General features: G+C 70.9%; 22 protein-coding genes, 1 tRNA gene and 1 riboswitch. Of the genes, 3 read left to right on the top strand and 20 right to left on the bottom strand.

What is annotated here, in order from left to right; genetic code table 11:
• Positions 1–96: 96 nt before the first annotated feature.
• Both B072_RS47310 and B072_RS0109855 read right to left on the bottom strand, forming a co-directional pair.
• On the bottom strand, positions 97–552 hold the full coding sequence (locus B072_RS47310; protein WP_158689175.1) for a hypothetical protein: 456 nt from the start codon (positions 550–552) through the stop codon (positions 97–99).
• A 139-nt stretch (positions 553–691) separates the two neighbouring features.
• A tRNA-Leu gene (locus B072_RS0109855) sits at positions 692–774 on the bottom strand.
• Positions 775–1,148: 374 nt separating this feature from the next.
• Here B072_RS0109855 and B072_RS0109860 point away from each other — a divergent pair.
• Both B072_RS0109860 and B072_RS0109865 read left to right on the top strand, forming a co-directional pair.
• Positions 1,149–1,919 carry an ABC transporter ATP-binding protein gene (locus tag B072_RS0109860; RefSeq protein ID WP_018529772.1) on the top strand — a complete coding sequence of 257 codons (771 nt, stop codon included), beginning with the start codon at positions 1,149–1,151 and terminating at the stop codon, positions 1,917–1,919.
• Between the two features lie 193 nt (positions 1,920–2,112).
• Positions 2,113–4,653, top strand: coding sequence for an ABC transporter permease (locus B072_RS0109865; RefSeq protein WP_018529773.1), 2,541 nt, complete (start codon positions 2,113–2,115; stop codon positions 4,651–4,653).
• A 68-nt stretch (positions 4,654–4,721) separates the two neighbouring features.
• Here B072_RS0109865 and B072_RS0109870 read toward each other — a convergent pair whose 3' ends face one another.
• The 18 genes from B072_RS0109870 to B072_RS0109960 form a co-directional block, all read right to left on the bottom strand.
• Positions 4,722–6,032, bottom strand: coding sequence for an SAM-dependent methyltransferase (locus B072_RS0109870; protein ID WP_018529774.1), 1,311 nt, complete (start codon positions 6,030–6,032; stop codon positions 4,722–4,724).
• A 224-nt stretch (positions 6,033–6,256) separates the two neighbouring features.
• On the bottom strand, positions 6,257–7,654 hold the full coding sequence (locus tag B072_RS0109875; RefSeq protein ID WP_018529775.1) for an NAD(P)/FAD-dependent oxidoreductase: 1,398 nt from the start codon (positions 7,652–7,654) through the stop codon (positions 6,257–6,259).
• 378 nt (positions 7,655–8,032) lie between these two features.
• Positions 8,033–8,764 carry a hypothetical protein gene (locus B072_RS0109885; RefSeq protein ID WP_018529776.1) on the bottom strand — a complete coding sequence of 244 codons (732 nt, stop codon included), beginning with the start codon at positions 8,762–8,764 and terminating at the stop codon, positions 8,033–8,035.
• 59 nt (positions 8,765–8,823) lie between these two features.
• Positions 8,824–9,768, bottom strand: a complete 945-nt coding sequence (locus B072_RS0109890; protein ID WP_018529777.1) for a Ppx/GppA phosphatase family protein — start codon at positions 9,766–9,768, stop codon at positions 8,824–8,826.
• Positions 9,765–10,298, bottom strand: coding sequence for a DUF501 domain-containing protein (locus tag B072_RS0109895; RefSeq protein WP_018529778.1), 534 nt, complete (start codon positions 10,296–10,298; stop codon positions 9,765–9,767). The genes B072_RS0109890 and B072_RS0109895 overlap by 4 nt, the downstream gene beginning before the upstream one ends.
• Positions 10,299–10,349: 51 nt before the next feature.
• Positions 10,350–10,859: an FtsB family cell division protein gene (locus B072_RS0109900; protein ID WP_018529779.1), complete on the bottom strand. Its 510-nt coding sequence runs from the start codon at positions 10,857–10,859 to the stop codon at positions 10,350–10,352.
• Positions 10,860–10,971: 112 nt separating this feature from the next.
• Positions 10,972–12,252 carry a phosphopyruvate hydratase gene (gene eno, locus B072_RS0109905; RefSeq protein WP_026245643.1) on the bottom strand — a complete coding sequence of 427 codons (1,281 nt, stop codon included), beginning with the start codon at positions 12,250–12,252 and terminating at the stop codon, positions 10,972–10,974.
• A 283-nt stretch (positions 12,253–12,535) separates the two neighbouring features.
• Positions 12,536–13,240, bottom strand: a complete 705-nt coding sequence (locus B072_RS0109910; protein ID WP_018529781.1) for a transglycosylase family protein — start codon at positions 13,238–13,240, stop codon at positions 12,536–12,538.
• 4 nt (positions 13,241–13,244) lie between these two features.
• Positions 13,245–13,446, bottom strand: a riboswitch (cyclic di-AMP (ydaO/yuaA leader).
• A 136-nt stretch (positions 13,447–13,582) separates the two neighbouring features.
• Positions 13,583–14,605, bottom strand: a complete 1,023-nt coding sequence (locus B072_RS0109915; protein WP_018529782.1) for a transglycosylase family protein — start codon at positions 14,603–14,605, stop codon at positions 13,583–13,585.
• A 213-nt stretch (positions 14,606–14,818) separates the two neighbouring features.
• Complete coding sequence (locus B072_RS0109920; RefSeq protein ID WP_158689176.1) at positions 14,819–15,670, bottom strand: hypothetical protein; 852 nt, start codon at positions 15,668–15,670, stop codon at positions 14,819–14,821.
• Positions 15,652–16,914, bottom strand: a complete 1,263-nt coding sequence (locus tag B072_RS0109925) for a cytochrome P450 family protein (RefSeq protein ID WP_051127147.1) — start codon at positions 16,912–16,914, stop codon at positions 15,652–15,654. The genes B072_RS0109920 and B072_RS0109925 overlap by 19 nt, the downstream gene beginning before the upstream one ends.
• Before the next feature lie 143 nt (positions 16,915–17,057).
• On the bottom strand, positions 17,058–18,056 hold the full coding sequence (locus B072_RS0109930; protein ID WP_018529785.1) for a nucleoside triphosphate pyrophosphohydrolase: 999 nt from the start codon (positions 18,054–18,056) through the stop codon (positions 17,058–17,060).
• Between the two features lie 38 nt (positions 18,057–18,094).
• Positions 18,095–18,769, bottom strand: a complete 675-nt coding sequence (locus B072_RS0109935) for a SurA N-terminal domain-containing protein (protein ID WP_018529786.1) — start codon at positions 18,767–18,769, stop codon at positions 18,095–18,097.
• Between the two features lie 147 nt (positions 18,770–18,916).
• Positions 18,917–19,768: a glycoside hydrolase domain-containing protein gene (locus tag B072_RS0109940; protein WP_018529787.1), complete on the bottom strand. Its 852-nt coding sequence runs from the start codon at positions 19,766–19,768 to the stop codon at positions 18,917–18,919.
• 91 nt (positions 19,769–19,859) lie between these two features.
• Positions 19,860–20,576, bottom strand: coding sequence for a hypothetical protein (locus tag B072_RS0109945; protein WP_018529788.1), 717 nt, complete (start codon positions 20,574–20,576; stop codon positions 19,860–19,862).
• A 181-nt stretch (positions 20,577–20,757) separates the two neighbouring features.
• A complete protein-coding gene (locus tag B072_RS0109950; RefSeq protein ID WP_026245644.1) occupies positions 20,758–22,323 on the bottom strand; it encodes a serine/threonine-protein kinase in 1,566 nt (521 codons plus the stop codon).
• A gap of 5 nt (positions 22,324–22,328) precedes the next feature.
• Positions 22,329–22,943, bottom strand: coding sequence for a hypothetical protein (locus B072_RS47700; protein ID WP_018529790.1), 615 nt, complete (start codon positions 22,941–22,943; stop codon positions 22,329–22,331).
• A gap of 110 nt (positions 22,944–23,053) precedes the next feature.
• Positions 23,054–25,150, bottom strand: a complete 2,097-nt coding sequence (locus B072_RS0109960; RefSeq protein ID WP_018529791.1) for an N-6 DNA methylase — start codon at positions 25,148–25,150, stop codon at positions 23,054–23,056.
• Positions 25,151–25,371: 221 nt separating this feature from the next.
• On the opposite strand from B072_RS0109960, the gene B072_RS0109965 reads away from it, so the two are divergent.
• The gene (locus tag B072_RS0109965) at positions 25,372–26,223 is read left to right on the top strand and encodes a DUF4190 domain-containing protein (protein ID WP_018529792.1); all 852 of its coding nucleotides are present in this window, start codon (positions 25,372–25,374) and stop codon (positions 26,221–26,223) included.
• The last annotated feature ends 4 nt before the right edge of the window (positions 26,224–26,227 follow it).

A 26,227-nucleotide genomic window follows, 5' to 3' on the forward strand; every position in this document is an offset into this window, starting at 1 on the left:
CCGGGGGTACGGCCGCCGGAGGGTCCGGCCGCGGCCGGGGCACGTTCGGCGGGTACGGCGGTGGTGACGGTACGGGCCCGGTCACCTGGCGGCCCGTCAGCTCTCGCCGGGGGCCGGTGCGCCGGTGTCCGGGTAGGGGGACCGGTCCCCCTCCGGATCCGGGCTCGTGGTCCCGGGCGTCGGACACTCCCCGGTCAGTTCGTCGGGGCTCGCCGTCCCGCCGGGGCAGGTGGTGGGCGGCCCGCCGCTGACTCCCGGCCCCGGCCCGGTCGACGGCCCCGTGTCCGTGGGTGGTGGCTGCACCGGCGGCACGCCCGGGTCACCGGCGCCCCCGTCGGTCGCCGAGGTCACCGCGCCCGGGTCACCGGCGCCCCCGTCGGTCGCCGAGGTCACCGCGCCCGGGTCCCCCACGCCCGGTGCCGACGCACCACCCGCTCCGCCGCCCCCGTCGTCGCCCGAGCCGCCCCCGCCGCCCGAGCAGCCGCCCAGGCAGAGGGCCGCGCCCACGAACGCACTCACCACCGCGTACCGAACCAGAGACGACCGACGCATGAGCCATTCCCCCGTGCCCTGCAGGTTTCCCGGACACCAGGATGGCAGCGCGGACCGTGCCAGGAGCACGTCTCACACGCAATCCCTCAAATGTGAGAGAGCAGGGAAGCGAGGGGAAGGAGTGCGGAGATGTCGGAGGTGCCCGGAACAGGACTTGAACCGGTACGCCCGCGAAGGGCAGCGAGGTTTAAGCTCGCCGTGTCTGCATTCCACCATCCGGGCAGGCTGAGCGGCTCCGCGTCGACCTTCCGAGACTATCCGGCGGCATCCCCCGATCAGCGGAACAACAGCCCGATGTTGTCTTATTTTATTGACGTCTGAGGGTGCATCAGCCCATGACAGGAGCCATCCGCACTTGCCGGAGGCCCTTCCACCGATGTGTGCCGTTGCTCGCGGATTGACGGAATTTCACCTCCGTCCCACGGCCGGAGCGGCCGCTTCCCCTCGGGGTTCCCCCTCATCCCCAGGTATGACACGGGCGCCGCCGGTCCGCCCGAAGTCGCCCCTTCGAACGGGATCTGCGGCTGACTTCACGGCGTCGATCGGCAAGGACGATGGAACAGTCCCCGGAAGTCGTCCCGACAGGAGCCCCACCCGTGACCACCACCCCTCTCGCAGGCCGGACCACCACGGCGGCCGCCCGTGCCACGGATCTCTCCAAGATCTACGGACAGGGTGAGACCCAGGTGGTCGCGCTCGACCGGGTCTCCGTCGAGTTCCGGCAGGCCGAGTTCACCGCGATCATGGGCCCGTCCGGCTCCGGCAAGTCGACGCTGATGCACTGCGTCGCGGGCCTGGACACCTTCTCCTCCGGCTCCGTCCGCATCGGCGAGACCGAGCTGGGCTCGCTCAAGGACAAGCAGCTCACCAAGCTCCGCCGCGACAAGATCGGCTTCATCTTCCAGGCGTTCAACCTGCTGCCGACGCTGACCGCCCTGGAGAACATCACGCTCCCCATGGACATCGCGGGCCGCAAGCCCGACAAGCAGTGGCTGGAGAACGTGATCCAGATGGTGGGCCTCTCCGGCCGCCTCGGCCACCGCCCCGCGCAGCTCTCCGGCGGCCAGCAGCAGCGCGTCGCCGTGGCCCGCGCGCTCGCCTCCCGGCCCGACATCATCTTCGGCGACGAGCCCACCGGAAACCTGGACTCGCGCTCCGGCGCGGAGGTCCTCGGCTTCCTGCGCAACTCCGTCCGCGAGCTCGGCCAGACCGTCGTCATGGTCACGCACGACCCGGTCGCCGCGGCCTACGCGGACCGGGTGATCTTCCTGGCCGACGGCCGGATCGTCGACGAGATGCACGGCCCGTCGGCGGACACGGTCCTGGACCGCATGAAGCGGTTCGACTCCAAGGGCCGCACGAGCTGAGGCTCGCGGGGAGACGCGCGAGCCACCACGGCGCACCCCGCACTCGCAGACCGACCACAGCCCCTACGGCGTCTGGGTCCTGTCTTCAAACTCCCGTCTGCCTCGCCCTCCGGGCGACGACGGGAGTTTGCAGACAGGCCCCAGACGCCGGGCCGGGGCATCGCCCCGCCGAACCCTGGACTGGCAGAAACCCATGTTCCGTACAGCCCTGCGCAACGTGTTCGCGCACAAGGCCCGCCTCCTGATGACGGTGCTCGCCGTCATGCTCGGCGTCGCCTTCGTCAGCGGCACCCTCGTCTTCACCAACACCATCTCCTCCGCCCTGGAGAAGTCCTCCGCCAAGGGCTACGACAACGTCGACGTCGCCCTCACCCCCGGCCGGACCGAGGCCAAGGGCGACAAGGTCGGCGAGGACGCGAAGCTCACCGACGCCGCCCTGAAGAAGGCCGGGAGCGTGCCCGGCGCCGCCTCGGCGACCGGCGTCGTCAGCGGCTACGCGGCCGTCGCCGACCAGGACGGCAAGCTCGTCGGCAACGGCTTCTCGACCAAGGGCGGCAACTACGCGGGCTCCGCCGGCAAGGCCGACGCCCGCTACCCGCTGAGCGAGGGCGCCGCCCCGCACGGCGCGCACCAGGTCGCCCTCGACGCCGAGACCGCGAAGCGCGCCGGCTACAAGATCGGCGACCAGGTCCGGATGTCCGTCGACGGCCCGGTCCTGACCCCGACCCTCACCGGCGTCTTCACCACGGACGACGGCGAGGTCGCCGCCGGCGGCTCGCTCGCCCTGTTCGACACGGCGACCGCGCAGCAGCTGTTCCACAAGCCCGGCCAGTACGACGAGATCCAGGTGAAGGCCGCGGCGGGCACGAGCCAGGACCGGCTGAAGAGCGAGCTCGACAAGGCGCTCGGCACCACCGCGGTGGACAGCGAGACCGGCCGGAAGCTCGCCGCCGACCAGGCCGAGCAGATCTCTTCGTCGATGAGCTCGATGAAGACGATGCTGCTGATCTTCGCGGGCATCGCGCTCTTCGTCGGCATCTTCATCATCGCCAACACCTTCACGATGCTGGTCGCCCAGCGCACCAAGGAGCTGGCCCTGCTGCGCGCGGTCGGCGCCTCGCGCCGCCAGGTGACGCGCTCGGTCCTCCTCGAAGCCTTCTTCGTGGGCGCCGTCGCCGCCGTCACCGGCCTCGCGGTCGGCATCGGCATCGGCGCGGGCATGCGGTCGCTGATGAACTCGACGGGCGCGATCATCCCGGACGGACCGCTGGTCGTCTCCGTGGGCACGGTCGTCTCCGCCCTCGTCGTCGGCGTCCTCATCACGATGCTGGCCGCCTGGCTGCCGGGCCGCCGCGCCGCGAAGATCCCGCCGGTCGCCGCGATGAACGCGGTGCACGCCGCCCCGACCGCCAAGTCCCTGGTCCTGCGCAACACGCTGGGCGCGCTGGTCTCGGCCGCCGGTGTCGTGGCCGTGCTCGCCGCGACGACCATGAAGGGCTCCGACGGGCAGATGCCGATGGGCCTGGGCGCCGCCCTGCTCGTCATCGGCGTCTTCATCCTCACCCCGCTGCTGTCCCGCCCGCTGATCGCGGCCGCCGCCCCGGTGCTGCGCGCCTTCGGCATCTCCGGCAAGCTGGCCCGCCTGAACTCGGTCCGCAACCCGCGCCGCACCGCCGCCACCGCCTCGGCCCTGATGATCGGCCTGACCCTGATCACCGGCCTCACCGTGATCGCGGGCAGCGTCCAGGGCGCCATCAACAAGATGGCGGCCGACTCGATCAAGGCGGACTACGTCGTCTCCATGGCGAACGGGAACGCGCTCTCCCCCGACGTCCTGAAGACCCTCGACGGCACCTCCGGCGTCACCGCCGCCACCGGCCTGTCCAACTCCCCGTCCCGGATCGACGGCGACACCGAGTACCTGACCGGCGTCAACGGCAAGACGATCGACCAGCTCGCCCGACTGACGCTGAAGAACGGCGCGTTCACCGTCGGCGGCTCGAACGTCGTCGTCGACGACAAGACGGCGAAGGACCACGGCTGGAAGACCGGCTCGACCTTCACCACCGCCTACGAGGACGGCGAGAAGCAGCGCCTCACGGTCGCGGGCGTCTACGAGGGCAACGAGATGATGCGGGGCGTCCTGCTCGACTCCGCGACCCTGAACCCGCACGTCGACGGCGCCGTCACCGACATGCAGGTCATGGTGAAGATGTCCGGCGGCGCCACCGACGCCAACCAGGACCGGCTCACCAAGGCGCTCGGCGAGAACCCGGCGATCCAGGTCCAGGACAAGCAGGACATCTCCAACCAGATCGCGCAGATGTTCACGCTGATGCTGAACATGCTCTACGGCCTGCTCGCCATGGCGGTCATCGTCGCCGTCCTCGGCGTGATCAACACGCTCGCCATGTCGGTCTTCGAGCGCCAGCAGGAGATCGGGATGCTCCGCGCGATCGGCATCGACCGCAAGGGCATCAAACGCATGGTCCGCCTGGAGTCCCTGGTGATCTCGCTCTTCGGCGGCGTGCTCGGCATCGGCCTGGGCGTGTTCTTCGGCTGGGCGGCAGGACAGCTGATCGGCAACAGCATGTCGACGTACGAGCTGATCCTGCCCTGGGGCCGGATGGGCCTCTTCCTCGCGCTCGCCGCGGTCGTCGGCATCCTGGCGGCCCTGTGGCCGGCCCGCCGCGCGGCCCGCCTGAACATGCTCGCGGCCATCAAGTCCGAGTAGCGGAGGCGCGGTTACGCGCAAGGGGCGCCCGGTGAGATCCACCGGGCGCCCCTTCGCGCGTACCGGACCTAGTTCCAGGTGCGCGCCCGCAGCGGCATCCCCGACGCCCCGCTCTCCGGCGTCTTCACGGCCAGGATCTGGTTGACCCCGATGCGGTTGCGCTCGAAACTCAGCGCGGAGGCGGCCATGTAGAGGCGCCAGATGCGGGCCCGGCCGGGGCTGACCAGCGTGAGGGCCTCCTTCCAGCGGGCCTCCAGGTTCCGCACCCACTCGCGCAGGGTGAGGGCGTAGTGCTCGCGGATCGCCTCGATGTCACGGACCTCGAACCCGGCCCGTTCAAGCAGCCCCGCGGTCGTGCCGACGGGGGCCAGCTCCCCGTCGGGGAACACGTACGCGTCGATGAACTCGTCGACCTCGTACGCCGATTCGTCCATCTGCGGCCGCCGCGCGATCTGGTGGTTCAGCAGCCGGCCGCCCGGCTTCAGCAGGGCGTACAGATCGCTCGCGTACTCCAGGTACCGCTCGCTGCCCACGTGTTCGGCCATCCCGATGGAGGAGATCGCGTCGTACGGGCCGTCGCGCACATCGCGGTAGTCCTGTACGCGGATCTCGATCCGGTCGGTGAGGCCCTCGTCGGCGACGCGCTTCCTGGCGAACGCGGCCTGCTCCTGCGAGAGGGTGACGCCGACGACGGTGACACCGTGCTCGCGGGCCGCGTGGATGGCCATGGAGCCCCAGCCGCAGCCGACGTCGAGCAGCCGCATCCCGGGCTTCAGGCCGAGCTTGCGGGAGATCAGCTCCAGCTTGTCGCGCTGGGCGGTTTCGAGGGTGGCACCCGGCGACCCGGGGTCCTCCCAGTACGCGCACGAGTAGACCATCGAGGGGCCGAGGACCAGCTCGTAGAAGTCGTTGCCGACGTCGTAGTGGTGGCTGATGGCCTGCTTGTCGCTGCCCTTGGTGTGGAGGTGGAGGCGGCCCCTGCGGCGCATCTCCTCGGCGGGCGGGGCGGGGGGCGGGAACGGGCCCGCCAGCTTCAGCAGCTCCCGCACGCCGGCCCGCACCTGGGGGTCCTTCAGGGCCTCCGCGAGGCTCCTGCGCGGGGCGTCGTCGTCGTGCTCCCAGAGGAGGCCCGCCATCACGTCCAGGGCCTCGTACAGGTCGCCGTCCACGTCCAGCTCACCGGCCACCCAGGCGCGGGCGAGGCCCAGTTCGCCCGGTTTCCACAGGAGGCGGCGCAGGGCGCGGCGACTGCGGACGACGAGGACGGGCGCGTCCGGGGGGCCGGTCTCCGAGCCGTCCCAGGCGCGCAGGCGCACGGGGAGTTCAGTGCCGAGCAGCTGCTCGGCGAGGTTCTTCAGCCGCTGTGCGGCGTCCTGCATGGCGCACACCTCCGTGACGTCGGAAACCCCGGATGTCCCGGGCCGGTCCAACAGCAGGTAAACACCAACCGGGCACTCCCGCAGTCCCGTTATCCGGTCACGGATGAGCAAAATACATGTAGACACCATGTAGTCGCGTGGGGCGACGGCACGCGAAAACGCCCGAAGGGACCCCCCGCACCACGGATGGCGGGCGGCCCCTTCGGGCGTGAGCTACGGAGCGGTCAGGAGGCCTTGGCCTCGGCCTTCTTCTCCTCGGTCTTCTTCTCTTCCGCCTTCGGCGCGGGCGCCGGCTTGGCGGCCTCGTAGAACTCCTCGCGCGGAGTCTCCAGGGCGCCGAGCGCGGTGATGTCGCGCTTCTGGAACATGTTGATCGTCCACTCGGCGATCACGCGCACCTTGCGGTTGTAGGTCGGCATGGCCAGACCGTGGTAGCCGCGGTGCATGTACCAGGCGAGACGGCCCTTGAGCTTGATCTTCATCTTGCCCATGACGATCATCGCGACGCCCTTGTGGAGGCCGAGACCCGCCACCGCACCCTTGTTGGCGTGCTTGTACTCGCCCTGCGGGAAGCCCCGCATGCCCGAGATCACGTTGTCGCCGAGGACCTTGGCCTGGCGCATGGCGTGCTGGGCGTTCGGCGGGCACCAGGCGTTCTCGTTGCCCGCGGCGCGGCCGACGAGGTCCGGGACCTGGGCGTTGTCGCCCGCGGCCCAGATGTAGTCGGTGCCCTGCACCTGGAGGGTGGCGGCGGTGTCCACGTGGCCGCGCGGGCCGAGCGGGAGACCGAAGCGGGCGAGCGCCGGGTTCGGCTTGACGCCGGCCGTCCACACGATGGTGTTGGCGTCGACCTCGAGGCCGTTGGAGAGCACCACGTGACCGTCGACGCAGGACGGCATGGTGGTCTTCAGGTAGACCTCGATGCCGCGCGACTCCAGGTGCTTGCGACCGTACGTACCGAGGTCGGGACCGACCTCCGGCAGCACCTTGTCGGCGGCGTCGACGAGCACGAAGCGCATGTCCTCGCGCTTCACGTTCTTGTAGAACTTGGCCGCGTCGCGCGCCAGGTCCTCGACCTCACCGATGGTCTCGGCGCCCGCGAAGCCACCGCCGACGAAGACGAAGGTGAGCGCCTTGCGGCGGATCTCCTCGTCGGTCGTCGACTCGGCCTTGTCGAGCTGCTCGAGCACGTGGTTGCGCAGGCCGATGGCCTCCTCGACGCCCTTCATACCGATGCCCGCCTCGGCGAGGCCCGGCGTCGGGAAGGTGCGGGAGACCGCGCCGAGCGCGATCACCAGGTAGTCGAAGGGCACCTCGTACGCCTCGCCGACGAGCGGCGAGACCGTGGCGACCTTGCGGTCCTGGTCGATGGTGGTGACGCGGCCGGTGAGAATCTCGGCTCCCGGCACAGCGCGTCGCAGCGGGACGACGACGTTGCGCGGCGAGATGCTGCCGGCGGCGGTCTCGGGGAGGAAGGGCTGGTACGTCATGTACGAGCGCGGGTCCACGACCGTGACGGTCGCTTCCGCGTAACGCATCTTCTTGAGGATGCGACGCGCTGCGTACAGGCCTACGTACCCACCCCCGACAATGAGGATCCTGGGACGCTCCGTGGTGCTCATGCCATCGAGTATCCACCCGAGTGGAGGGGGGTGCTCGTGCGCCCCTTCACAAGGTTGGTCGGGGGCTCTGCTACACTTCGCCGCCCACGTGACCCATGTCATGGTGTGCGAAGGGAACCACGGTGTGCCGCCAGTCGTTGCTCACCCCCTTTGAGCAGCGACAGTGAGCGTTCGGCCGCACTGAACCACTCCCGATCTTCATCTGCGCGTAACACGCGCGGAACCCCCCGTGCCCCGTCCGGCAGGGCCCTTGGAAGGCCCCGGACGGACCCAAGGGCCCGTAACAGCGTCCAACAGGGCCGAATTCCTTGTGAAGAACTTCACGAACTTTCCCGACGGGGTGTCGTACGGGTGTGTCGCGGAGGCCTTCCGGGGTGCTCAGGCGGGGGTTCGCGCGCTCATGCGAGGGGTTTTCGCGGCCCCGCGCCCCTGCCGCAGACGCCACCAGGCGAGGGCGAATCCGACGCCCGCGAGCAGCGCCGGGACGGCCAGCTCCATCGCGAGCGACGCGGCCCAGTCGGGGTTGAGCCGCTTCGTCAGGCCGCTGCCGTAGCGGCAGGTCGCCTGGGGCGGCAGGAAGCTCGGATCCAGGGTCTGCGGCGGGCTGTCGCCCCAGTCCGCCCCGGCCGCGCAGGCCGCCGAGGGTCCGGCCAGCAGCCGCCACCCCACGAGCGCGTAGAAGCCGGCGAAGGCCGAGCCGGTCACGAAGAACGCGGCCCCGGTGCGGCGCAGCTTGGCCTTCCTGGTCATCGGCATGATGTGGTCACGGCCCACGGCCGGTTCGCAGCATTCGGCGACCAGCGCCACCAGCAGACAGCCGACGAACGCCGCCATGGCGAGCCACAGCACCGCGGCGAGCGGCCACCGGCCGCCCAGCGACGTGACGTCCCCGCCCTCGAACTCGCAGACCGTCGCCGCCGGGAACGCCTGGGTGTGCACGTCGAGAAGGCGGCCGGGGCCCGTGGTGAGCCCCTGCATGCACCGCTCGTCGAACTCCAGCATCCCGAACAGGGCCAGCAGCGAGCCGACCAGCAGCACGCCGAGCGAGATCCCCACCACGGCCCAGAGCGGACCCGTCCGATAGGCGCCACGCGCCGTGTTCTCCCCCATGCGCGGCACCCTACAAGGGGCCGCGCGACGCGCTCCCGGTCAGCCGGGGGCGGCCGGGGTCAGGCGATCGACCATCCGATGCCGTCCAGAATGTCGTGCTCGCTGACCACGACCTCGCTCGCGCCGATCCACTCCATGATCAGGCGCAGCACCAGCGCGCCCGAGGCGATCACGTCGACCCGGCCGGGATGGACGACCGGCTTCGCCGCGCGCTCGGCGTGGGTGGAGGTCAGCAGCCAGTCGGTGAGCTCGGCGACCTGCGCGAAGGAGATGCGGGAGTGGTGGATCGCCGCCGAGTCGTACTCCTCAAGGCCGAGCGCGAGCGCCGCGACCGTGGTGACCGAACCGGCCAGGCCCACCAGGGTGCGGGCGTCGAGGATCGGGACGGTCTGCGTGACCTTGTCGAGGGCCTCGGCGATGTCCGCGCGGATCGCCTCGATCTGGGCCGGGGTCGGCGGGTCGGTGACCGTGCCGTCCTCGGCGACCAGGTGGCGCTCCGTCATACGGACGCAGCCGATGTCGACGGAGAGGGCCTTGTCGACGGTGGCGTCGCCGACGACGAACTCCGTGGAGCCGCCGCCGATGTCGACGACCAGGTAGGGCTTGGCCATGTCGTCGCGGCCGGTCAGTTCCTTCGTCGCACCCGTGAAGGAGAACTCCGCCTCCTGGTCGCCCGTGATCACCTCGGGCTCCACGCCCAGGATGTCCTGGACGCCGCGGACGAAGTCGTCGCGGTTCTCGGCGTCGCGGGAGGCCGAGGTCGCCACGAAGCGGATCTTCTCGGCGCCGTGTTCCTTGATCACCGCGGCGTACTCGCGGCAGGCGGCGAAGGTGCGCTCCAGGGCCTCGGGGGCGAGGCGGCCGGTCCTGTCGACGCCCTGGCCCAGGCGGACGATCGTCATCCGGCGGTCCAGGTCGACGAGTTCACCGGTTTCCGGGTTCGCGTCCGCTACGAGGAGGCGGATGCTGTTCGTGCCGCAGTCGATCGCGGCGACCCTGGTCACTCGGTCTCCCCGGCGGGCTCCGCGCTCACGCACGCGCCCTTCTTCCACCACTGAGGGAGCATCTCGATCGCCTCGTCGCCGAGCGGGTTCACGCCGGGGCCCGCGGCCAGCGAGTGGGCCACGAGGACGTGCAGGCACTTCACGCGGTCGGGCATGCCGCCGGCGCTCGGGAAGTTCTCCAGGACCTCGATGGCGTCGCGGCGCGCGATGTAGTCGTCGTGGGCGGCCCGGTACTGCTTGGCCAGCTCCTCGTCCGTCTTCAGCCGCTCCGTCATCTCCTTCATGACGCCGTTGGCCTCGAGCGTGCCGATCGCGGAGGCCGCGCGCGGGCACGTCAGGTAGTACGTCGTCGGGAACGGCGTGCCGTCCTCCAGGCGCGGGGCCGTCTCGACCACGTCCGGGTTGCCGCACGGGCAACGGTGCGCGATGGCCCGCAGGCCGCGCGGCGGGCGGCCGAGCTGCTCCTTGAACGCGTGGATGTCGGCGTCCGTGGGGGCGGTGGACTCGGTCTGCGGCGGGGGCGTTTCCATGACTGTTCTCGGGTGTCTTTCGTGTCAGTGAGGTGCGGGGGTGGGTCCGGCTCAGTGGTCGGCCTGGTCGGCCTGGTCGGCCTTGTCGACGCCGTCCCAGACGTTCGAGTACCAGGGGCGGTCGGCCGCGCCCTGGCCGGTGCGGGCCGCGGAGCCCGTGGCCCGCGACTCGGGGACGACGTATCCGGTCTCGCCCGGCATCACCATGTGCAGGCGCTCGCGGATCCGCTGCTCGGCGTAGGAGTCGTCCTGCCAGCGGGCCTTCTCGTCGCGCAGCCGGTCGACCCGCTCCTTGGCCTCCTGCTGCTGCCGCTGGAGGTCCTCGATCTCGCCGCGCTGGGAGACGTACTGCCTTATCGGGTAGGCGAGGGCGACGACCAGCGTGCAGACGACCAGGGCGAGGAGCGCCGCGCGGCCGGTGAGGCGGGAGCGGCGGGCCTGGCGCTTGTTCTGCGAGCGGTAGACGCGCTCGGCCGTCTGTTCGCCGAGGAGGCGCAGCCGGGTGGCCGTGGAGAAGCGGTCCGGTCCACCGCGGCTCTTGTCTCGGACCTTGCCGGGCATCGCTGCTGCCGCCTCCCCGATACGTACGTACGTCCCCGCACACGGTACGGGACCGAGTGCGGGGACGTACGTAACTACTGCCTCACCAGGCCGTCAGGCCAGGTCGGAGAGGTCAGCCCTTGAAGCGGGGGAACGCCGAACGGCCGGCGTAGACCGCCGCGTCGTCCAGGATCTCCTCGATGCGCAGGAGCTGGTTGTACTTGGCGACGCGCTCGGAGCGGGCCGGGGCGCCGGTCTTGATCTGGCCGCAGTTCGTGGCGACGGCGAGGTCCGCGATCGTCACGTCCTCGGTCTCGCCCGAGCGGTGCGACATCATGCACTTGAAGCCGTTGCGCTGGGCCAGCTCGACGGCGTCCAGGGTCTCGGTCAGCGAACCGATCTGGTTGACCTTGACGAGCAGGGCGTTGGCCGAGTTCTCCTCGATGCCACGCGCCAGGCGCTCCGGGTTGGTGACGAAGAGGTCGTCGCCGACGAGCTGGACCTTGTCGCCCAGCTTCTCGGTGATGACGTTCCAGCCGGCCCAGTCGTCCTCGTACAGCGGGTCCTCGATGGAGACGAGCGGGTACGCGGAGACGAGCTCCTCGTAGTACTCCGTCATCTCGGCGGCGGAGCGCTCCTTGCCCTCGAACTGGTACTTGCCGTCCTTGTAGAACTCGGAGGCGGCGACGTCCAGCGCGAGCGCGATCTGCTGGCCGGGGATGTAGCCGGCCTCCTTGATCGCCTCGAGGATGAGGTCGAGCGCGGCGCGGTTCGACTCCAGGTTCGGGGCGAAGCCGCCCTCGTCGCCGAGACCGGTGGACAGGCCCTTGGTCTTCAGCACCTTCTTGAGGGTGTGGTAGACCTCGGCGCCCCAGCGCAGGGCCTCGGAGAAGGACTCCGCGCCGATCGGGGCGATCATGAACTCCTGGATGTCGACGTTGGAGTCGGCGTGCGACCCACCGTTCAGGATGTTCATCATCGGGACGGGCAGCAGGTGCGCGTTCGGACCACCGAGGTAGCGGAACAGCGGCAGGTCCGAGGCCTCGGAGGCGGCGTGCGCGACGGCGAGCGAGACGCCGAGGATGGCGTTGGCGCCGAGCGAGCCCTTGTTGTCCGTGGCGTCCAGGTCGAACATCGCCTGGTCGATCAGGCGCTGCTCGGTGGCGTCGTAGCCGACGAGCTCCGGGCCGATCTGCTCGATGACGGCGAGGACGGCCTTCTCGACACCCTTGCCGAGGTAACGGTTGGGGTCACCGTCACGGAGTTCGATGGCCTCGAAGGCACCGGTGGAGGCGCCGGACGGAACAGCAGCACGACCCGTGCTGCCGTCGTCGAGGCCGACCTCGACCTCGACCGTGGGGTTGCCTCGGGAGTCCAGGATTTCCCGGGCTACGACGACGTCGATGGACGGCACGAGCATCTCCTTCTGGGATGTGACGCTATGACGCGGGCGGCGTTTGGATTACTAGGTCCCGCACCCCTGAGCGTAACCGGCTCCGGAGCATCGGCCAGCCGACCGCCCGGCCCGTGGACAACGCCGAGAGCGAAATGTTTCTTAACGGAACAAAGACAGCAGCCCCCGCCCGCTGCATGGGGCGGGGGCTGCTCAGGTGAGCGGCCCACCGGGGAGTGAGGACGGGGGTGCGACCGGGGTCCGGCGTCCGCCGATGCCGGGCCCGCGGCGTTCCCGACAGGTCTTAGCTGAGGTGCAGCTGCTGACCGGGGTAGATCAGGTTGGCGTCCTTGACGATGTCCTTGTTCAGCTTGAACAGCTTCTGCCAGTTCGTGCCGTGGGCGTCAGCGATCTTGCTGAGGGTGTCGCCGGACTTCACCTTGTACTCGCCGTCACCCTTCTCGACCTTCTTGCCGGTCGGGGTGGTCACGGTGTCGCGCTGCTGCGAGCGGGAGGCGGCGGAGGAGTCGGTGTGCTGCTCGGTCGACTTCTGCTCCTGCTGCTGCGGCTGGCTCTGCTGCTGCGACTGCTGGTTCGAGTCGTCCTGCTGCGGGGCCGGGGCGTTGCCCGTGGAGGCGCCGGACAGGCCCACGCCACAGCTCGGCCAGGCACCCTTGCCCTGCGAGGCGAGGACCTTCTCGGCGACGGCTATCTGCTCCGACTTGGAGGCCTGGGAGGCGGAGGACGCGTACTGCGTGCCGCCGTAGGCCGACCAGGTGGACGGCGAGAACTGGAGGCCACCGGAGTAGCCGTTGCCCGTGTCGATCGACCAGTTGCCGCCCGACTCGCACTGCGCGACCTGGTCCCACTCGGAGGTGGTCGCGGCGGAGGCGGAGGTGGCGCCGATCAGCGGGACGGCGACGGCGGCACCGGTGACACCGGCGAGCGTGGCGACACGGACGGCCTTGGACGGGCGGCGGTGCTTGTTGCTCTTGCTGGAAAACAGCATGGAGAGATCCCCTCACCGACGCCTGCGAGGTGAGCTGTCGGGTTCGGACCAGTGAGTGTCCGGCCGCGCGACCTTGCGCACGACTTCACCCCAAGCCCGTCCGGTCTCCCGGCCGGGCACTTACCTGGGTCCCCCGCTCCTGCCTACGGCGCTGACGCGACGACTGTTCCCGTACGGACGTTGGCAGGATTCGGCGTGACGTCCATCGGGGCCCGCTGTGGCGAGCGGTCACGACCGTAAGCAGTCGATCCGCCCTATTTCAAAGACGATCAGGGTCTTTGAGACTCATGTCTCACTCGAGCAAAAGCGGACATACGCGCCCCAAAGACCCCTGAACTCCCGCTACTTTTCGCCCGATTCGAGGCCTAGATCCAGACTCTGACCAGGAAGGATGAGGTCGGGGTCGGCTCCGACGGTCTTCTTGTTCAGGTCGTAGAGCTCGGTCCACCCGCCCCGCACGTCCTGGGCGTCGGCGATGTCCCAGAGGTTGTCGCCGGCGCGGACCGTGTAGCCGTCCGCGGCACGCCGGTCGTCGCGCGAGGCGTGACGACCGTCTCCCGCGCGGGAGTCGGCGGTGTCGTCCGTGGCGCGGTCGCCGCGGTGGCGGCCGGAGGCCGAGGGGTCTGAGGTGGCGTCAGAGGTGGCGTCAGGGGTCGCTTCGGGGCTGTCCGAGGAGGTGGCGCCGGACTGAGCGGACTCATCGTCCGTCGCGCCACCCTTGTCGCCCGCCTTGTTACCGGAGGTATCGGCGGAGGCGTCGGCGGAGTCGTCAGCTGACGCATCGTCGGACGTCTCGTCCGATTCCGTGTCCGACGAGTTGTCCGACGAGTCGTCCGACGACTTGCCGCTCACCTTGCTCGTCGAGTCGTCCGACGACTTGCCCGACGACTTGTCCGATGCGCCGGACTCGTCGTGATTCTTCTCTCCCGAGTCCGTGTCGGACGACTGCGGGGAGGTGGTCGCGCCCGGGTCGACGTCGGCCGAGTCGTCGCTCTTGGTGAGGCCCGCCGTGATCGAGCAGCTCGGCCAGGCGGTCGGGCCCCTGTCGTCGAGGACCTTCTCGGCGACGGCTATCTGCTGGGAGCGACTGGCCTGGTCGGCTCTGGGCGCGTACTCGAGCCCGCCGTACCGCTCCCACATCTCCTGCGAGAACTGCAGGCCTCCGTAGTAGCCGTTGCCCGCGTCCAGGCTCCACTGGGCGCCGCTCTCGCACTCGGCGAGCTTGTCCCAGGTGGCGGTGGAGGCCGCGCTCGCGTTCGTCGCCGCGAGCAGCGGGATCGCGATGGCGCTGCCGGTGACTCCGGCGGCGACGACGAGGGCAGGGGCCTGACGGGGGCGCCGGTGACGGCCGTTCCCGGAGAGCATGCGATTGCCTTTCGCGAGACTGATGCAGCACGCGACGGGGTGGACGGGTGGTGCCGGTTGTGCATGTGTCGCGATGACTGGTGAACGTAGCGGGACTCGAACGCTTGTCACAAGTCGATGCAGCGCAGATCACGTGAACATCACAGTCCTGACGCAGCATCAGCTGCCGGGGGGCTGGGAACAACTGCGAACTACGCGATGAATCGGCACAGTTCACAACCTTTCCTCCACCGGTTCCACCCCCCGCTCGCCGATGCTCGTGGTGATCCGGAAAGCGGGCACGCCGGAGGGTCGGCGCACCGGTTCACCCCGTACGTCCGCTTGCAGCGCCTGCACGGCAGCGGGCCAGGCTCCCTTCTTCCACCAGGAGAGTTGACGCTCCCTGACGGCCTGCGGAGGTCCCCAGGTCAGTCCGCGCCGGAGCCGGTGCAGCATGCCGTTGAACTGCTGGCGGATGTCGTACTTGCTGGTGAAGTGGCGCTGGGTGAAGGAGGGGCGGACTGCTTCGACGACGGACTGCCACTCCTCGTCCGTGGGGTCGGGCGGAACCAGCGTGCCCGTCTCCTCGTGCCACGCGCCGACCGGACATCTGACTCCCGCCCGATACAGCAAGTCGCGTGTCGCGCAGCGCACTTTCACATCGAGCACCTCGAAGAGACCTCGGAGCAGGTCAAGCCGCAGGCTCGTGCCGGGGGACGTCCCGGACGCGATGGCAACCAGCAGTTCGTCTCGCTGTCCGTCACGCGTTTCCCTCCCGGCGAGCCACTCCGCGGCCACAGCACGCTGACGGCGCAGATCGTCGAGTTCCTCCTGCATACGCTCAACCGCGGCCTGCGGCACGGCCGGAGCGACTCCTGCCGCGACGCACTCCGGCACCTTGCGCAGCAACAACTCCTCGTGGTCGGCGACGGCCTGGTCGAACTCCCGCATACGGCGCTCGTACTGCACACCATCCCCGGGCAGCACCGCGTACCTCTCCCGGACCGCGTTCTCGGCCGGACTTCTGTCGGTGACGCTACGTCGCGTGATGCGCCCGTGACGGCAGATCAGGAAGTTTCCTGGCACGTCCCGACAGGCTGCGCGGTGAAGGTGACGGGCAGGGTTCTGAGCCCGCGCATGATCAGTCCGCCACGCCAACGCAGATCTGCCGGGTCCGCGGCCAGTGCCAGGTCGGGGATGCGGCCCAGGAGTGTCGCAAGAGCGGTACGGGCCTCCAGACGGGCCAGCGGTGCACCGAGGCAGTAGTGGATGCCGTGGCCGTAACCGAGGTGGGGGTTGGTGCGCCGGTCGAGGTCCAGGACATCAGGGTGGTCGAAGCGGGCCGGATCGCGGTTGGCCGCCGCCAGCACCACGAGTACGGGTTCTCCCTTCGCGATGTGCTGCCCTGCAAGCTCCAACGGCTGGGTGGCGAAGCGCCAGGTGGCGAATTCCACCGGCCCGTCGAAGCGCAGCAGTTCCTCGACCGCGGTGTCCAGGACCGCAGTGTCCCCTCGGGCGACGGTGGTGCGGAACTCCTGCATCTGCTCGTGGTTTCTCAGCAGGGCGTACGTGCCGTTGCCAATGAGGTTGACCGTGGTTTCGAAACCGGCGAGCAGGAGCACGAAGCACATGGCTGCTGCCTCGTTCTCGGTGAGGTGCTCGCCGTGGTCGGAGGCGCGGATCAGGCCGGAGATGAGGTCGTCGGAGCCGTCGCTCTCGTCGAGAGCCGCGCGTTTGCGATGGATCAGGTCGGCCAGGTAGTTCCGGATGAGCTTCACCGAGCGGGCGACCCCACCGCGAGGCCCCTTGCCGTGCCGGACCATCATCCCCGCCCAGTCCCGGAAATCGTCCTGGTCCTCGCGCGGGACGCCGAGCAGGTCGCAGATGGCGTAGATGGGGAGCGGGAACGCGAAGTCGTGGATCAGGTCGGCCTCGCCCTTGGCGGCGAACTCGTCGATGAGGCGGTCGGTCAGCTCCTGGACCCGGGGGGCGAATTCGGCCACCCGGCGCGGGGTGAACGCCTTCGAGACGAGGCGGCGCAGGCGGGTGTGGTCCGGCGGGTCGATGTTGAGCAGATGCGTCATCAGCTCGGCCTTGCGCTCGCCCGGGATGCCCGTCTTGCCCTTGGCGTGGCTGGGCTCGTCGTGATGGTCCGGGTTCTTGCTGAGCCGCTGGTCGGCGAGGGCCTGCCGGGCGTCCGCGTACCGGGTGACCAGCCACGCCTCCACCCCGCTGGGGAGCGTGGTGCGGTGCACGGGGGCGTGCTCGCGCAGCCAGGCGTAGGCCGGGTACGGATCGCTGGCGAACTCCCAGGTGAAGAGTTCGGGCATGTCGGGGGCGTCGTGCGGGGCGGGGCTCTCGGTCACGCCCCGACGTTATCCGCCCCGTAAGGGGCGCGGGGAACTGCGCGCTCAGCCGTGACGGGTGAGCGCGCCCGCGCGGCGGAGCCGCATATCGACACAGCCCCGCGCCCCTATTGGTCCAGCCCCTCCGAGACCCGCACCGCATCCCGATAAGCCCGGGCGGCAGCCCGCAGCGCGGCCTCCGGGTCGACTCCCTCCGCCTCGGCGCGCAGGGCGAGTGCCAGCAGTTCGTACCCGACACCCGCGCCGGTGGGCAGCGGCACGTCCAGGCCCGCCGTCCGGACCCGGGAGCCGAGCTTCGCGGCGAGGGCCAGGCCCGGCTGGCCGACCGGGACGCCGTCCGTGACGGACGTGCGCTGCTTCTCCTCGGCCTTGGTGCGCAGCCAGTGCTCCCTGACCTCCTCCGGCGTGGACGCGGTGTCGTCGCCGAAGACGTGCGGGTGGCGGTGGACGAGTTTGTCGACGATGGTCCCCGCGACGTCGTCGATGGAGAACGGCTCGTCGCTCCCGTCCTCTGCCTCGCCCGTCGCCTCCTGGGCGATCCGGGCGTGGAAGACGACCTGGAGCAGGACGTCGCCGAGCTCCTCGCGCAGCTCGTCCCTGTCCCCCGTCTCGATCGCCTCGACCAGCTCGTACGCCTCCTCGATCGCGTACTTCGCCAGGTCCTCGTGGGTGCGCAGGGACGACCAGGGGCACTCGCGGCGGATGCGGTCCATCACCTGGACGAGGTCGAGGAGGCGGGCGCCCGGAAGATCGTAGGAACCGGGGAGGAGTTCGAGCGCCGGCATCGCCACGCGGCCGGAGCCGGCCAGGGTCGCCAGGCCGTCGGTGAGGGTGCGGTCGCCCTCCGCCGTGGTCAGGACGACGACCGTGCGGGCGCCGTCGGCGCAGCTCTCCACGAGGTCGCGGGCGACCGGGCTCGCGAGCGTGACCTCGACGCCCGCCTCCTTCAGGTACGGCAGCTGCGGGTGCGCCGCGTCGGCGCAGAGCACCTGGTCGGCGGCCCGCAGGACCTGCCATGCCTGCCAGGACAGCAGACCGGGGGCGACCCGGTGGCTGGTGGTGAGCAGGACGATGCGGCCGGCGTCGGGAGTGGTGTCGTCGTTCACGCCTCGAACGTAACGCAGGCCGCCGACAATGCCCGCCGCTATGCCGTCTCGGGGGCCGCCTGGGCCGGCTCCTGCTTCGTGACCTGGTTCAGCCACGGTGTCTTGGCGTCCACGCGGCCGACGGCGCCGTTCTTCGTCACGGCCCAGTTGCCGTAGCGCGGGTTCAGGTCGACGTTCAGCTCCTTGGACGCCCGGGCGAGCGCCTTCCAGAACACGGCCTGCCCTTCCTGCGTCCGGGTGTCGGCGCCAAGTGTCGTCGACAGCTTCTGCGCCTCGATCTCGGTGCGCAGGGACTCGGTGAGCCGCTTGGGCGGGACGTTGTACTGCTGGAGCCAGGCGGCCTCCAACTGCTTCGCGCCGCCCGCCTGTTGCTCCAGGCCCGTCCGCATCTCCTGCATCTCCTTGCGGGAGACGCTGATGCCGGCGTCGGTGGCGGCGCGGTGCAGCACGCGGTCGAGGACCATCGTGTGCAGGGTGTTGCGGGTGAGGCCGCCGGTCTTGGCGATGGCCTGTTCGTACTGCGCGCTGTCGGCGGTGGCCGCCTGCTGCGCGTCCCGCACCTCGTTCACCCGGCTCTCCAGCTGGGAGACCGTGATGCGCTGCCCACCGACGACGGCCGCGGCGCCGGGGTGCGCCTCGCTTCCGCAGGCGGTGAGGAGAGGTACGGCGACGGCGGCGGACGTGAACGCGATGGCAATGCGGCGGCGGTGCAAGGTGGGCCTCCCTGCGGCGAGTTTGTGCGTCGGTGCACAAAGTCCGGCGGTGATCGATGTTAGGAGGTGGCCGCGGGCTCGGCCACCTATTCGACAACGATTCGTCGGGAGATGAGGTACCCCCGCCGACTTTGTTGGCCCGTCGCCTCAGCCGACGATGGCCACCGGCGCGTCCCACGCGTCGCGGTCCACCGTGATGGTGTAACTGCCGCGCGTCTCCTTGCTGTTGACCATGTACTGGTGCGCGCGGCTGTGGTTCGTGTAGAGCGACGTGGACCACGGCCAGTCGGACGTCGTGGTGTTCACCTTGTCCCACTTGGCGTACCAGAGGTTGCCCGGCAGGTCCGTGCGGTCGGTGGCGGTGGCGATCGCGGCGGCGCTGGAGCTGGAGAAGCCGTAGTAGCCGGCCCGGTAGATCTTGCCGCGCAGGACCTTGTCGAAGGCGCGTACGTAGTTCAGGACGGCCTTGTTGCAGGAGCTGTCCTTGATGTCGTACGGCTCCATGTCCAGGTAGATCGCGCTGCCCGCCTTCATGCCGAGCGCGGCCGACTTCGCCACCGCGTCCTTGCCGTCGGCGGTGCCGAGCGTGGCGGCGTTGGACGTGGTCATCTTCTCGTTGCGGGTGCCGGTCTGGCACGGCGGCTGCGCACCCACGTAGAGCGGGATGAGCTTCCAGCCCTGCGCGCTGACCGTCTTGACCCAGGACGCGGTGAGGTTGGGCTGGGCGCAGCCGCGGTTCTTGCCGCCGACGTAGACGGCCGCGGCGCCGTAGAACCCGGTGTGCCAGGCCTTCATCGCGGCGGCGGACGGCGCGGTGCAGGTGTCGAAGGCGCGGCCGGTGAACGTCTTCTGCGCGGGCCAGGTGGTGGCCGCGGAGGCGGAGGTCGCGGCGAAGGCGCCGCCCGCGACGACGACGGCTCCGGCGGCGCTCCATGCGAGGTAACGGTTCCGCTTGGAGAGTCGGTGGCTGCCGGACTTCTTGGACCCGTGCGTGGACATGCGATTCCCACCCCTGATTCGTACACATCTGGTGATCGCGCCCGGCTCCCCCGCCGGAGCGCATCGAAAGGTAACAGGCGACAAAGCTGCCTTACAGGCTGTCAGTTACTCGCTTCGCGAGCTTGCCCGCCGTGGCCGCGCCGTTGTCGTGGCCGTCCGTCGACATGACCGTGACGACGGACGTGCCCTTGCGGACGGCGATCAAGGTCGTGCCGTTGTCCCACACCGAGTCGGTGAGCGTGACGGTGTACGCGTCGTCGCCGAGACCCGCGGTCGCCTTGCCGGACACCTTCACCTCGGACTTGGTGTCCGCGTCCTTGTAGGTGGGGCAGGCGGCGACGGCCCGCACCAGGTGCTTCATGACCGTGGTGGCCGTCGTGCCCCGGAACTCGTCGATCTCCTGGGCGATGTCGGCGGTCGTGTCGGCGTTCATGTAGTCGTTCTGCGCGAAGGAGACGCCCTCGTCGCCGGTGAGGGCGATCCAGCTGGTGCCGCCGAGCTTCGCGCAGTCCGGCTTGGTGACGGCTGCGGGGTCGCTGGTCGGCTCCTGGTACGTGGTTCCGGTGTCGCGGGCCGCGGACTTGTCGACGGAGTAGCCGGCGCCGAAGAACGACGCGGGCGCGAGCGCCTTCTTCAGCCGGGCGCCGGTGGCCAGGCCCGCGTCGGGGTCCTCGGACTTCGCGGCGGAGGACTTACCGGCCGAGGACTTGGCGGCGTCGGTGGTGTCGTCGGACGAGCACGCGGTCAGGGCGAGCGGGAGGACGGCGGCCGCGGTGAGCAGGGCGGCGGCACGGGGCAGTGAGCGCATGGCGATGGTGTTTCTCGGGAGGTGTACGGGGGGGCGCCGGCAGGCCCTGGTGAGAGGACGTCAGGGCACGGGCACGTTCGATCGAACGGCGTGCTGCGGGCGATCCGATCATGCCTGGTCGCACAGGTGTGGGACAGCCGGGAGACAGGTCTTGACCCGGGGTTGCCCGGATCTTTGCCGGTCAGCCCCTGACCTGTCCCAGCCACTGCAGGGTGCGCCGCACCTCCGACGGGAACGGGTGGGCCGGGCCGTGCAGCCGCTCGGAGTCGTGCAGCAGCCGGATCAGGGTCTCCTGGGCGGCGCCCCGGTCGCCGACGGCGAGCAGCAACTGGCCGATGCGGCGGCGCACTTCCAGGGCGAGACGCAGGTCCGTGGTCGCGTACTGGTTCTCGTAGTACGGGAGCAGCGAGCGGTACTCGGCGAGGGCCGCGGCCGGTTCACCGAGGGCCTCCAGGCACTGGGCGGACTCGTAGCGGAACTGGAGGGACTGCGGGTCGGCGTGTCCGGCCTCGGCGGCGCGCTCGTCGGCGAGGCGGCGCAGTTCGGGCAGGGCGCGGCGGTACTGACCGTCGTCCATGAGCGTGGCCGCGTACTGCTTGCGCAGGGTGCGCACGACGGGCGAGTGCTCGCCGTGCTGGGCGGCCGCCTCGGGCAGGATCGCGCCGAGGATGTCGACGGCCTGCGTGATGCGGCCCTCGCCGAGCAGCCGCTTGACCTCGTCGACGGCGCGGGCCACGTCGGGGCGCCCGCCCTGGGTGCCCTGCATCTCGGCCCCGGCGGGCTGCGGCGCGGGCGTGACGGCCCGGTCCGGCCAGGGGGCGTGCGGGCGCAGGAACGGGCGGGTGGGGTCGAGCGGGCGGCCGGTGGGCACCCCGCGCGAGGGCAGCAGCGGGAGCAGCTCCTCGTAGACCTGCTGGGCGGAGTCCGGGCGGTGCTGCGGGTCCTTGGCGAGGAGGCGGAGCACCAGTGCCTCCAGCGCTTCCGGTACTTCGGGGCGCAGTTGGCGGACCGGGACCGGGGCCTCGTACAGGTGGCGGTGGAGGATGCCGAGGGCGGTGGTGCCCGCGAAGGGGACGTCGCCGCTGAGGAGTTCGTGCAGCAGCACGCCGAGCGCGTACAGGTCGGTGTACGGGCCGACGGCGCCGCCCATCGCCTGCTCGGGCGCCATGTAGGCGGGCGTGCCGATGGGCGATCCGGTGTGGGTCAGGCGGGTGGTGTCGGTGTCGAGGACGGAGGCGACGCCGAGGTCGAGGACGGTGACGGTGCCGTCCTTCTTCACCATCACGTTGCGCGGCTTGAGGTCTCTGTGCACGATCGGCACCGCGTGCACGGCCGACAGGACGGCGCACAGCTGGGCCGCGGTGGAGACGGCCCACGGCCACGGGTACGGGTCGTGCTCGGCGAGGTGGTCGGCGAGGTCGGACCCGTCGACGTACTGCATGACGAGGTACAGGAAGGACGTGGAGCCGTCGCTGCCGTCGCCCTCGGTGCCCGCGTCGTGCACGGTGACCAGGCCCGGGTGGTCGACCTGGGCGGTGACGCGGCACTCGCGCAGGAAGCGGCGGCGCAGTTCGTCGGCCTCGGCGCCGGCGACCCGGTCGGGGCGGACCAGCTTCACGGCGACGCGGCGGTCCAGGCGCCGGTCGTACGCCGTCCAGACCTGGCCCATGCCGCCCTGGCCGATGAGCGAGGACAGTTCGTAGCGTCCGGCGATCATGTGGCCGCCGGTGGTGGGAAGCCCTGTCATCGCGGTCACTGACCGCCGTCCTGCTTGCGCAGGTAGTCGCTCAACTCGTCGAGTTCAGCGCGCACTTGGTCGATGCGGTGCGGCGGCTGCCCCTGGTTCTGCTGCTGAGGCTGCGGCTGCGGGGGCTGCTGCGGCTGGGGTTGCTGCGGCGGCGGGACGGGGGCCTGGGAGGGCATCGTGTGGTGCAGGGGCGGCTGCGCGTACGGCTGCGGCTGCGGCTGGGGTTGCTGCGGGTGCGGGTAGCCGTAGCCGACCGTCGGGGCCGTCGGCGGGTACATGCCCATGGGCGACGGCGGCAGCGCCCGCAGCCTGCGTATGTCGAAGATGACGTAGTGCGCGGCGCTGCCGGCGGCGATGATCAGGACCATGGCGAGCGCGACGTCCGTGCGCGGGTCCTCCTCGGGCAACGCGCCGACGATGGCGAGCAGCGTCAGCGACAGGGGCAGCGCGGCCCAGGCGACGATCCAGTCGATCACCTTGCCGCGCAGCATCGCGACGCGGAACAGCGGAACGCACGACAACAGGCCGCAGCTGAGCACGGACAGCACGGCGAACAGCACCCGCAGGGTGATGGCCGTGCCCTCGTTGCGCGAGGGAGGTGCCGCGCCGGGCCCGTACATGGTTGCTCCTGGTTCGCTCGTCGTGCCTGTTCCTTCGAGCGTATAGGCCGACCATGACAACCGGCCCCGGGTTGTACCGAACCGTTGTGGACCTTCCCGGGCGGTGGCCCTCACTCCGGTGCGAGCGTGCCGTCCGTCAAGCCGTCGTGCAGGCCCTGGACGAGTTGCTCGCCGAGGCGTCCCGCGGTGCGCAGCGCGTCCTCGAAGGCGGCGAGCGCCCTGAACCGCTCGCCGTATCCGGCCTGTTCGGCCAGCGGCAGGCGGGGCAGCTGCAGGCGGCGCACGTCGAGCCGGGTCGCGGTGGAGGCGTAGCTGCTGGCCTGGCGGTTGTTGGCGGTGGAGCGCAGGAACCCGGCGAGGAACCACGGGTCGAGCGCGGCCGGGTCGGGGCGCAGCAGCGCGAGACCGCGGCCGAGGGCGGCGCCCTCGGTGGCCTCGTCGACGACGCGGGCGGTGGCGCCGCCGCCGACGACGGGCACGACGACGTCCCCCGCGACCAGGAGGAACGGCTCGTCGTCGCCCGTGAGCGTCCCGGAGGGGGCGGCGCCGGTGAGGACGTCGTGGTCGGTGAGGACCGGCACGCGCGCGTGGTCGCCCGTACCGGAGTAGCCGCCCACGGATGACGCCGTGCGCATCAACAGGGCGCCCGCGCGGGCGAGTTCACCGACCGTGATCTGCGGCCAGCGCGCGGGTTCGGCGGCCGGGGCGGCGGACGCCGGGGCGAGCTTCGTGGCCAGGCGCAGGGTGTCGGCGAGGTCCTCCCGTACGGCGGCCAGCTCGGCGGCGCCGCCGCCGCCCGCGGCCGGCGGGGGCAGGCGGCGCGCGGGGGCGAGGTCGACCTCGTCGTCGAGCAGTTCGATGACCGGCACGGAGCGGGCCACCCCGGGGCGCTCCGCCAGCGACCCGGCCTGGTCGAAGGTGCGCCAGGCGTCGAGCACGGCGTCCTGCACGGCGGCCCAGGACTGCTTCTCGCGCACGTCACCGGGGGTGGCGAGGGACGTCGTGTCGACGAGCAGCAGCTCGGGGGCGGGCGTCGACGATCCCGCTCCGGCGGGCCTGCGCAGCACCCACAGATGCAGCGGCACGTTGTTCGGCGGGACCGCGCCGGCGGGCAGCGCGATCACCGCGCGCAGGGCGCCGCGGCGCAGCAGGTCGGCGCGGATGCGGCGGCCCGAGCGGCGGGACGCGACGGCGGGCGGCATCAGCAGGACCGCGGTGCCGCCGTCCCTGAGGCGGGCCAACGCGTGCTGCACCCACGCCAGTTCGGACTCGGTGCGGGCCGGGAAGCCGTACTCCCAGCGCGGGTCGTAGGCCAGTTCGTCGTGGCCCCAGCCGCGCTCGTTGAACGGCGGGTGGGCGAGCACCACGTCGGCCTGTACGTCGCTCAGGGCGTCGCCGCGCAGGGTGTCGGCGGCGGTGGTGCGCAGGGTGGGGGCGTCGTCCTCCCCGTTGCCGTCCAGGGCCAGGCGCAGGGCGGTGAGTGCGGCGAGTTCGGGGGCGGAGTCCTGTCCGTAGAGGCGGCGGCCGGGACGGGCGTCGAGGCTCCGCACGGCGTGCAGCAGGGCGCCGGTGCCGCAGGCCGGGTCGAGGACGGTGGTGGCGGGGCCCGCGAGGGCGGCCATCAGGGCGGCGGGGCCCGGCGGGGTCAGCGTGTACTGCCGCGGGTTCGCGTCGAGGTGCCGGCCGAGCAGGAACGCGAAGGTGCGGCGGGCGCCGAGCTCGGCGGCGAGTTCGGCCGCGCCGCGCAGCAGCGGCACCGAGGGCAGCAGCGCGGCGGACGTCGGCGTCGCGAGGGCGCGCTCCGCCGCGTGCCCGAACCGCGGGGTGAGGACGCCTTCGAGGGCGGCCGGGAGGCGCTCGGCGAGGGCGCTGTCGTCGGCCGTCCCGGCGAGCGCGAGCCATTCGGTGGAGCGGTCGTGCACGAGCAGCAGGGCGCTTCCGGCGTGCAGCAGTGCGGTGACGGGGCCCGCCGGGTGTCCGGCGAGCTGCTGCCAGACGCGCTCGCGCAGCGGGACCTCGGCGAGCTTGCCCTGGGTGCGCAGCCAGTCCTCGACCTCGGTGAGCGCGAAGGAGGGGCTGGTGTCGGAGCCGCCGACGGGCTTGGGGAAGTCGGCGTGCCGACGCCGCCAGTTGGAGACCGCGGCCCGGCCGACCCCCGCGAGCCGGGCGATACCGGCGGCCGTCACCTCTGTCGCGTTGTCCTGCACCGCAGCGGCTCCCCTCGTGGCATGGCATGGACGCCGTGGCCCGGCGTGTACGCCCGACCCTACCGATCTCCGCATAAGAACCCCATTCACAAGTGTTCACACCTCAATTCTCGTGAACGCGGTTGACTCGGTTCACAGAAGATGGTGTTCTTGACCCAGCCAACCGCCGGACACACGGAAAGCCGGGGGGAGGTTGGCGTCTCTCATCTCGGAGGAATCCCATGTCCCAGACCCAGCAGCACCCGCAGTACCCGCCGTTCCAGCCGCCGCAGCAGGGGCCGCAGCGGATCGCGCGCAACGGCCTGGGGACGGCGGCGCTGATCCTCGGCGTCATCGGCGCCCTGTCGGGGGTGATCCCGATCATGTTCTGGCTGGCCGGTGTCCTCGGCGTGATCGCCGTGATCCTGGGTCTGACGGGCAGCGGGCGCGCCAAGCGGGGCGAGGCCACGAACAAGGGGGTGGCGCTGACCGGCGCGATCCTCGGCGTGATCGCGATGGGCCTCGCGATCTTCGGCGCGTACACCACGTTCAAGGCCGTCGACGACGCGGTCGACGAGATCAACAAGTCGGTGTCGGACACGAAGGCCAAGGACACCAAGCCGTCCGGCGGCGCGAAAGACGACAAGAGCAAGGAAGACAAGGGCGGTAAGGGCGACAAGGCCGACGAGAAGCCGGTCGCCGGCAAGACGCTCGAAGCGGGCGACTCCGTGGTCTACGACGACGACCTGACGGTGACGGTGTCGAACGCGGTGACGTTCAACCCGAACGAGTACGCCGTGGGCCACACCAAGGGCAACAAGGCCTACAAGGTCACCGTCACGGTCACGAACGACAGCAAGGCGAAGTTCGACGCGACGCTGCTGACCGCCGACGCCCGCGCCGGCAAGGAAGGCGTGACCGCCGAGGAGATCTTCGACGACAAGGTGGGCGCGGGCTTCAACGGCACGATCCTGCCGGGCAAGAAGGCCACGGTCGTCTACGCCTTCGACGCCCCGGCGGACGCCAAGAACCTCACGGTCGAGGTCACGCCGAGCTTCGAGTACGACGGCACGCAGTGGGACCTGAAGGTGTGACGGA

The sequence above is a fragment of the Streptomyces sp. HmicA12 genome (genome assembly GCF_000373565.1).
GTDB lineage: Bacteria > Actinomycetota > Actinomycetes > Streptomycetales > Streptomycetaceae > Streptomyces.

Bases quoted from the DNA above. Each gene is read 5' to 3' on its own strand.
- B072_RS47310 (WP_158689175.1), bottom strand. From the start codon at position 552: ATGCGTCGGTCGTCTCTGGTTCGGTACGCGGTGGTGAGTGCGTTCGTG.
- B072_RS0109865 (WP_018529773.1), top strand. From the start codon at position 2,113: ATGTTCCGTACAGCCCTGCGCAACGTGTTCGCGCACAAGGCCCGCCTC.
- B072_RS0109870 (WP_018529774.1), bottom strand. From the start codon at position 6,032: ATGCAGGACGCCGCACAGCGGCTGAAGAACCTCGCCGAGCAGCTGCTC.
- B072_RS0109875 (WP_018529775.1), bottom strand. From the start codon at position 7,654: ATGAGCACCACGGAGCGTCCCAGGATCCTCATTGTCGGGGGTGGGTAC.
- B072_RS0109885 (WP_018529776.1), bottom strand. From the start codon at position 8,764: ATGGGGGAGAACACGGCGCGTGGCGCCTATCGGACGGGTCCGCTCTGG.
- B072_RS0109895 (WP_018529778.1), bottom strand. From the start codon at position 10,298: ATGGAAACGCCCCCGCCGCAGACCGAGTCCACCGCCCCCACGGACGCC.
- B072_RS0109900 (WP_018529779.1), bottom strand. From the start codon at position 10,859: ATGCCCGGCAAGGTCCGAGACAAGAGCCGCGGTGGACCGGACCGCTTC.
- B072_RS0109910 (WP_018529781.1), bottom strand. From the start codon at position 13,240: ATGCTGTTTTCCAGCAAGAGCAACAAGCACCGCCGCCCGTCCAAGGCC.
- B072_RS0109915 (WP_018529782.1), bottom strand. From the start codon at position 14,605: ATGCTCTCCGGGAACGGCCGTCACCGGCGCCCCCGTCAGGCCCCTGCC.
- B072_RS0109925 (WP_051127147.1), bottom strand. From the start codon at position 16,914: ATGCCCGAACTCTTCACCTGGGAGTTCGCCAGCGATCCGTACCCGGCC.
- B072_RS0109940 (WP_018529787.1), bottom strand. From the start codon at position 19,768: ATGTCCACGCACGGGTCCAAGAAGTCCGGCAGCCACCGACTCTCCAAG.
- B072_RS0109945 (WP_018529788.1), bottom strand. From the start codon at position 20,576: ATGCGCTCACTGCCCCGTGCCGCCGCCCTGCTCACCGCGGCCGCCGTC.
- B072_RS0109950 (WP_026245644.1), bottom strand. From the start codon at position 22,323: ATGACAGGGCTTCCCACCACCGGCGGCCACATGATCGCCGGACGCTAC.
- B072_RS47700 (WP_018529790.1), bottom strand. From the start codon at position 22,943: ATGTACGGGCCCGGCGCGGCACCTCCCTCGCGCAACGAGGGCACGGCC.
- B072_RS0109965 (WP_018529792.1), top strand. From the start codon at position 25,372: ATGTCCCAGACCCAGCAGCACCCGCAGTACCCGCCGTTCCAGCCGCCG.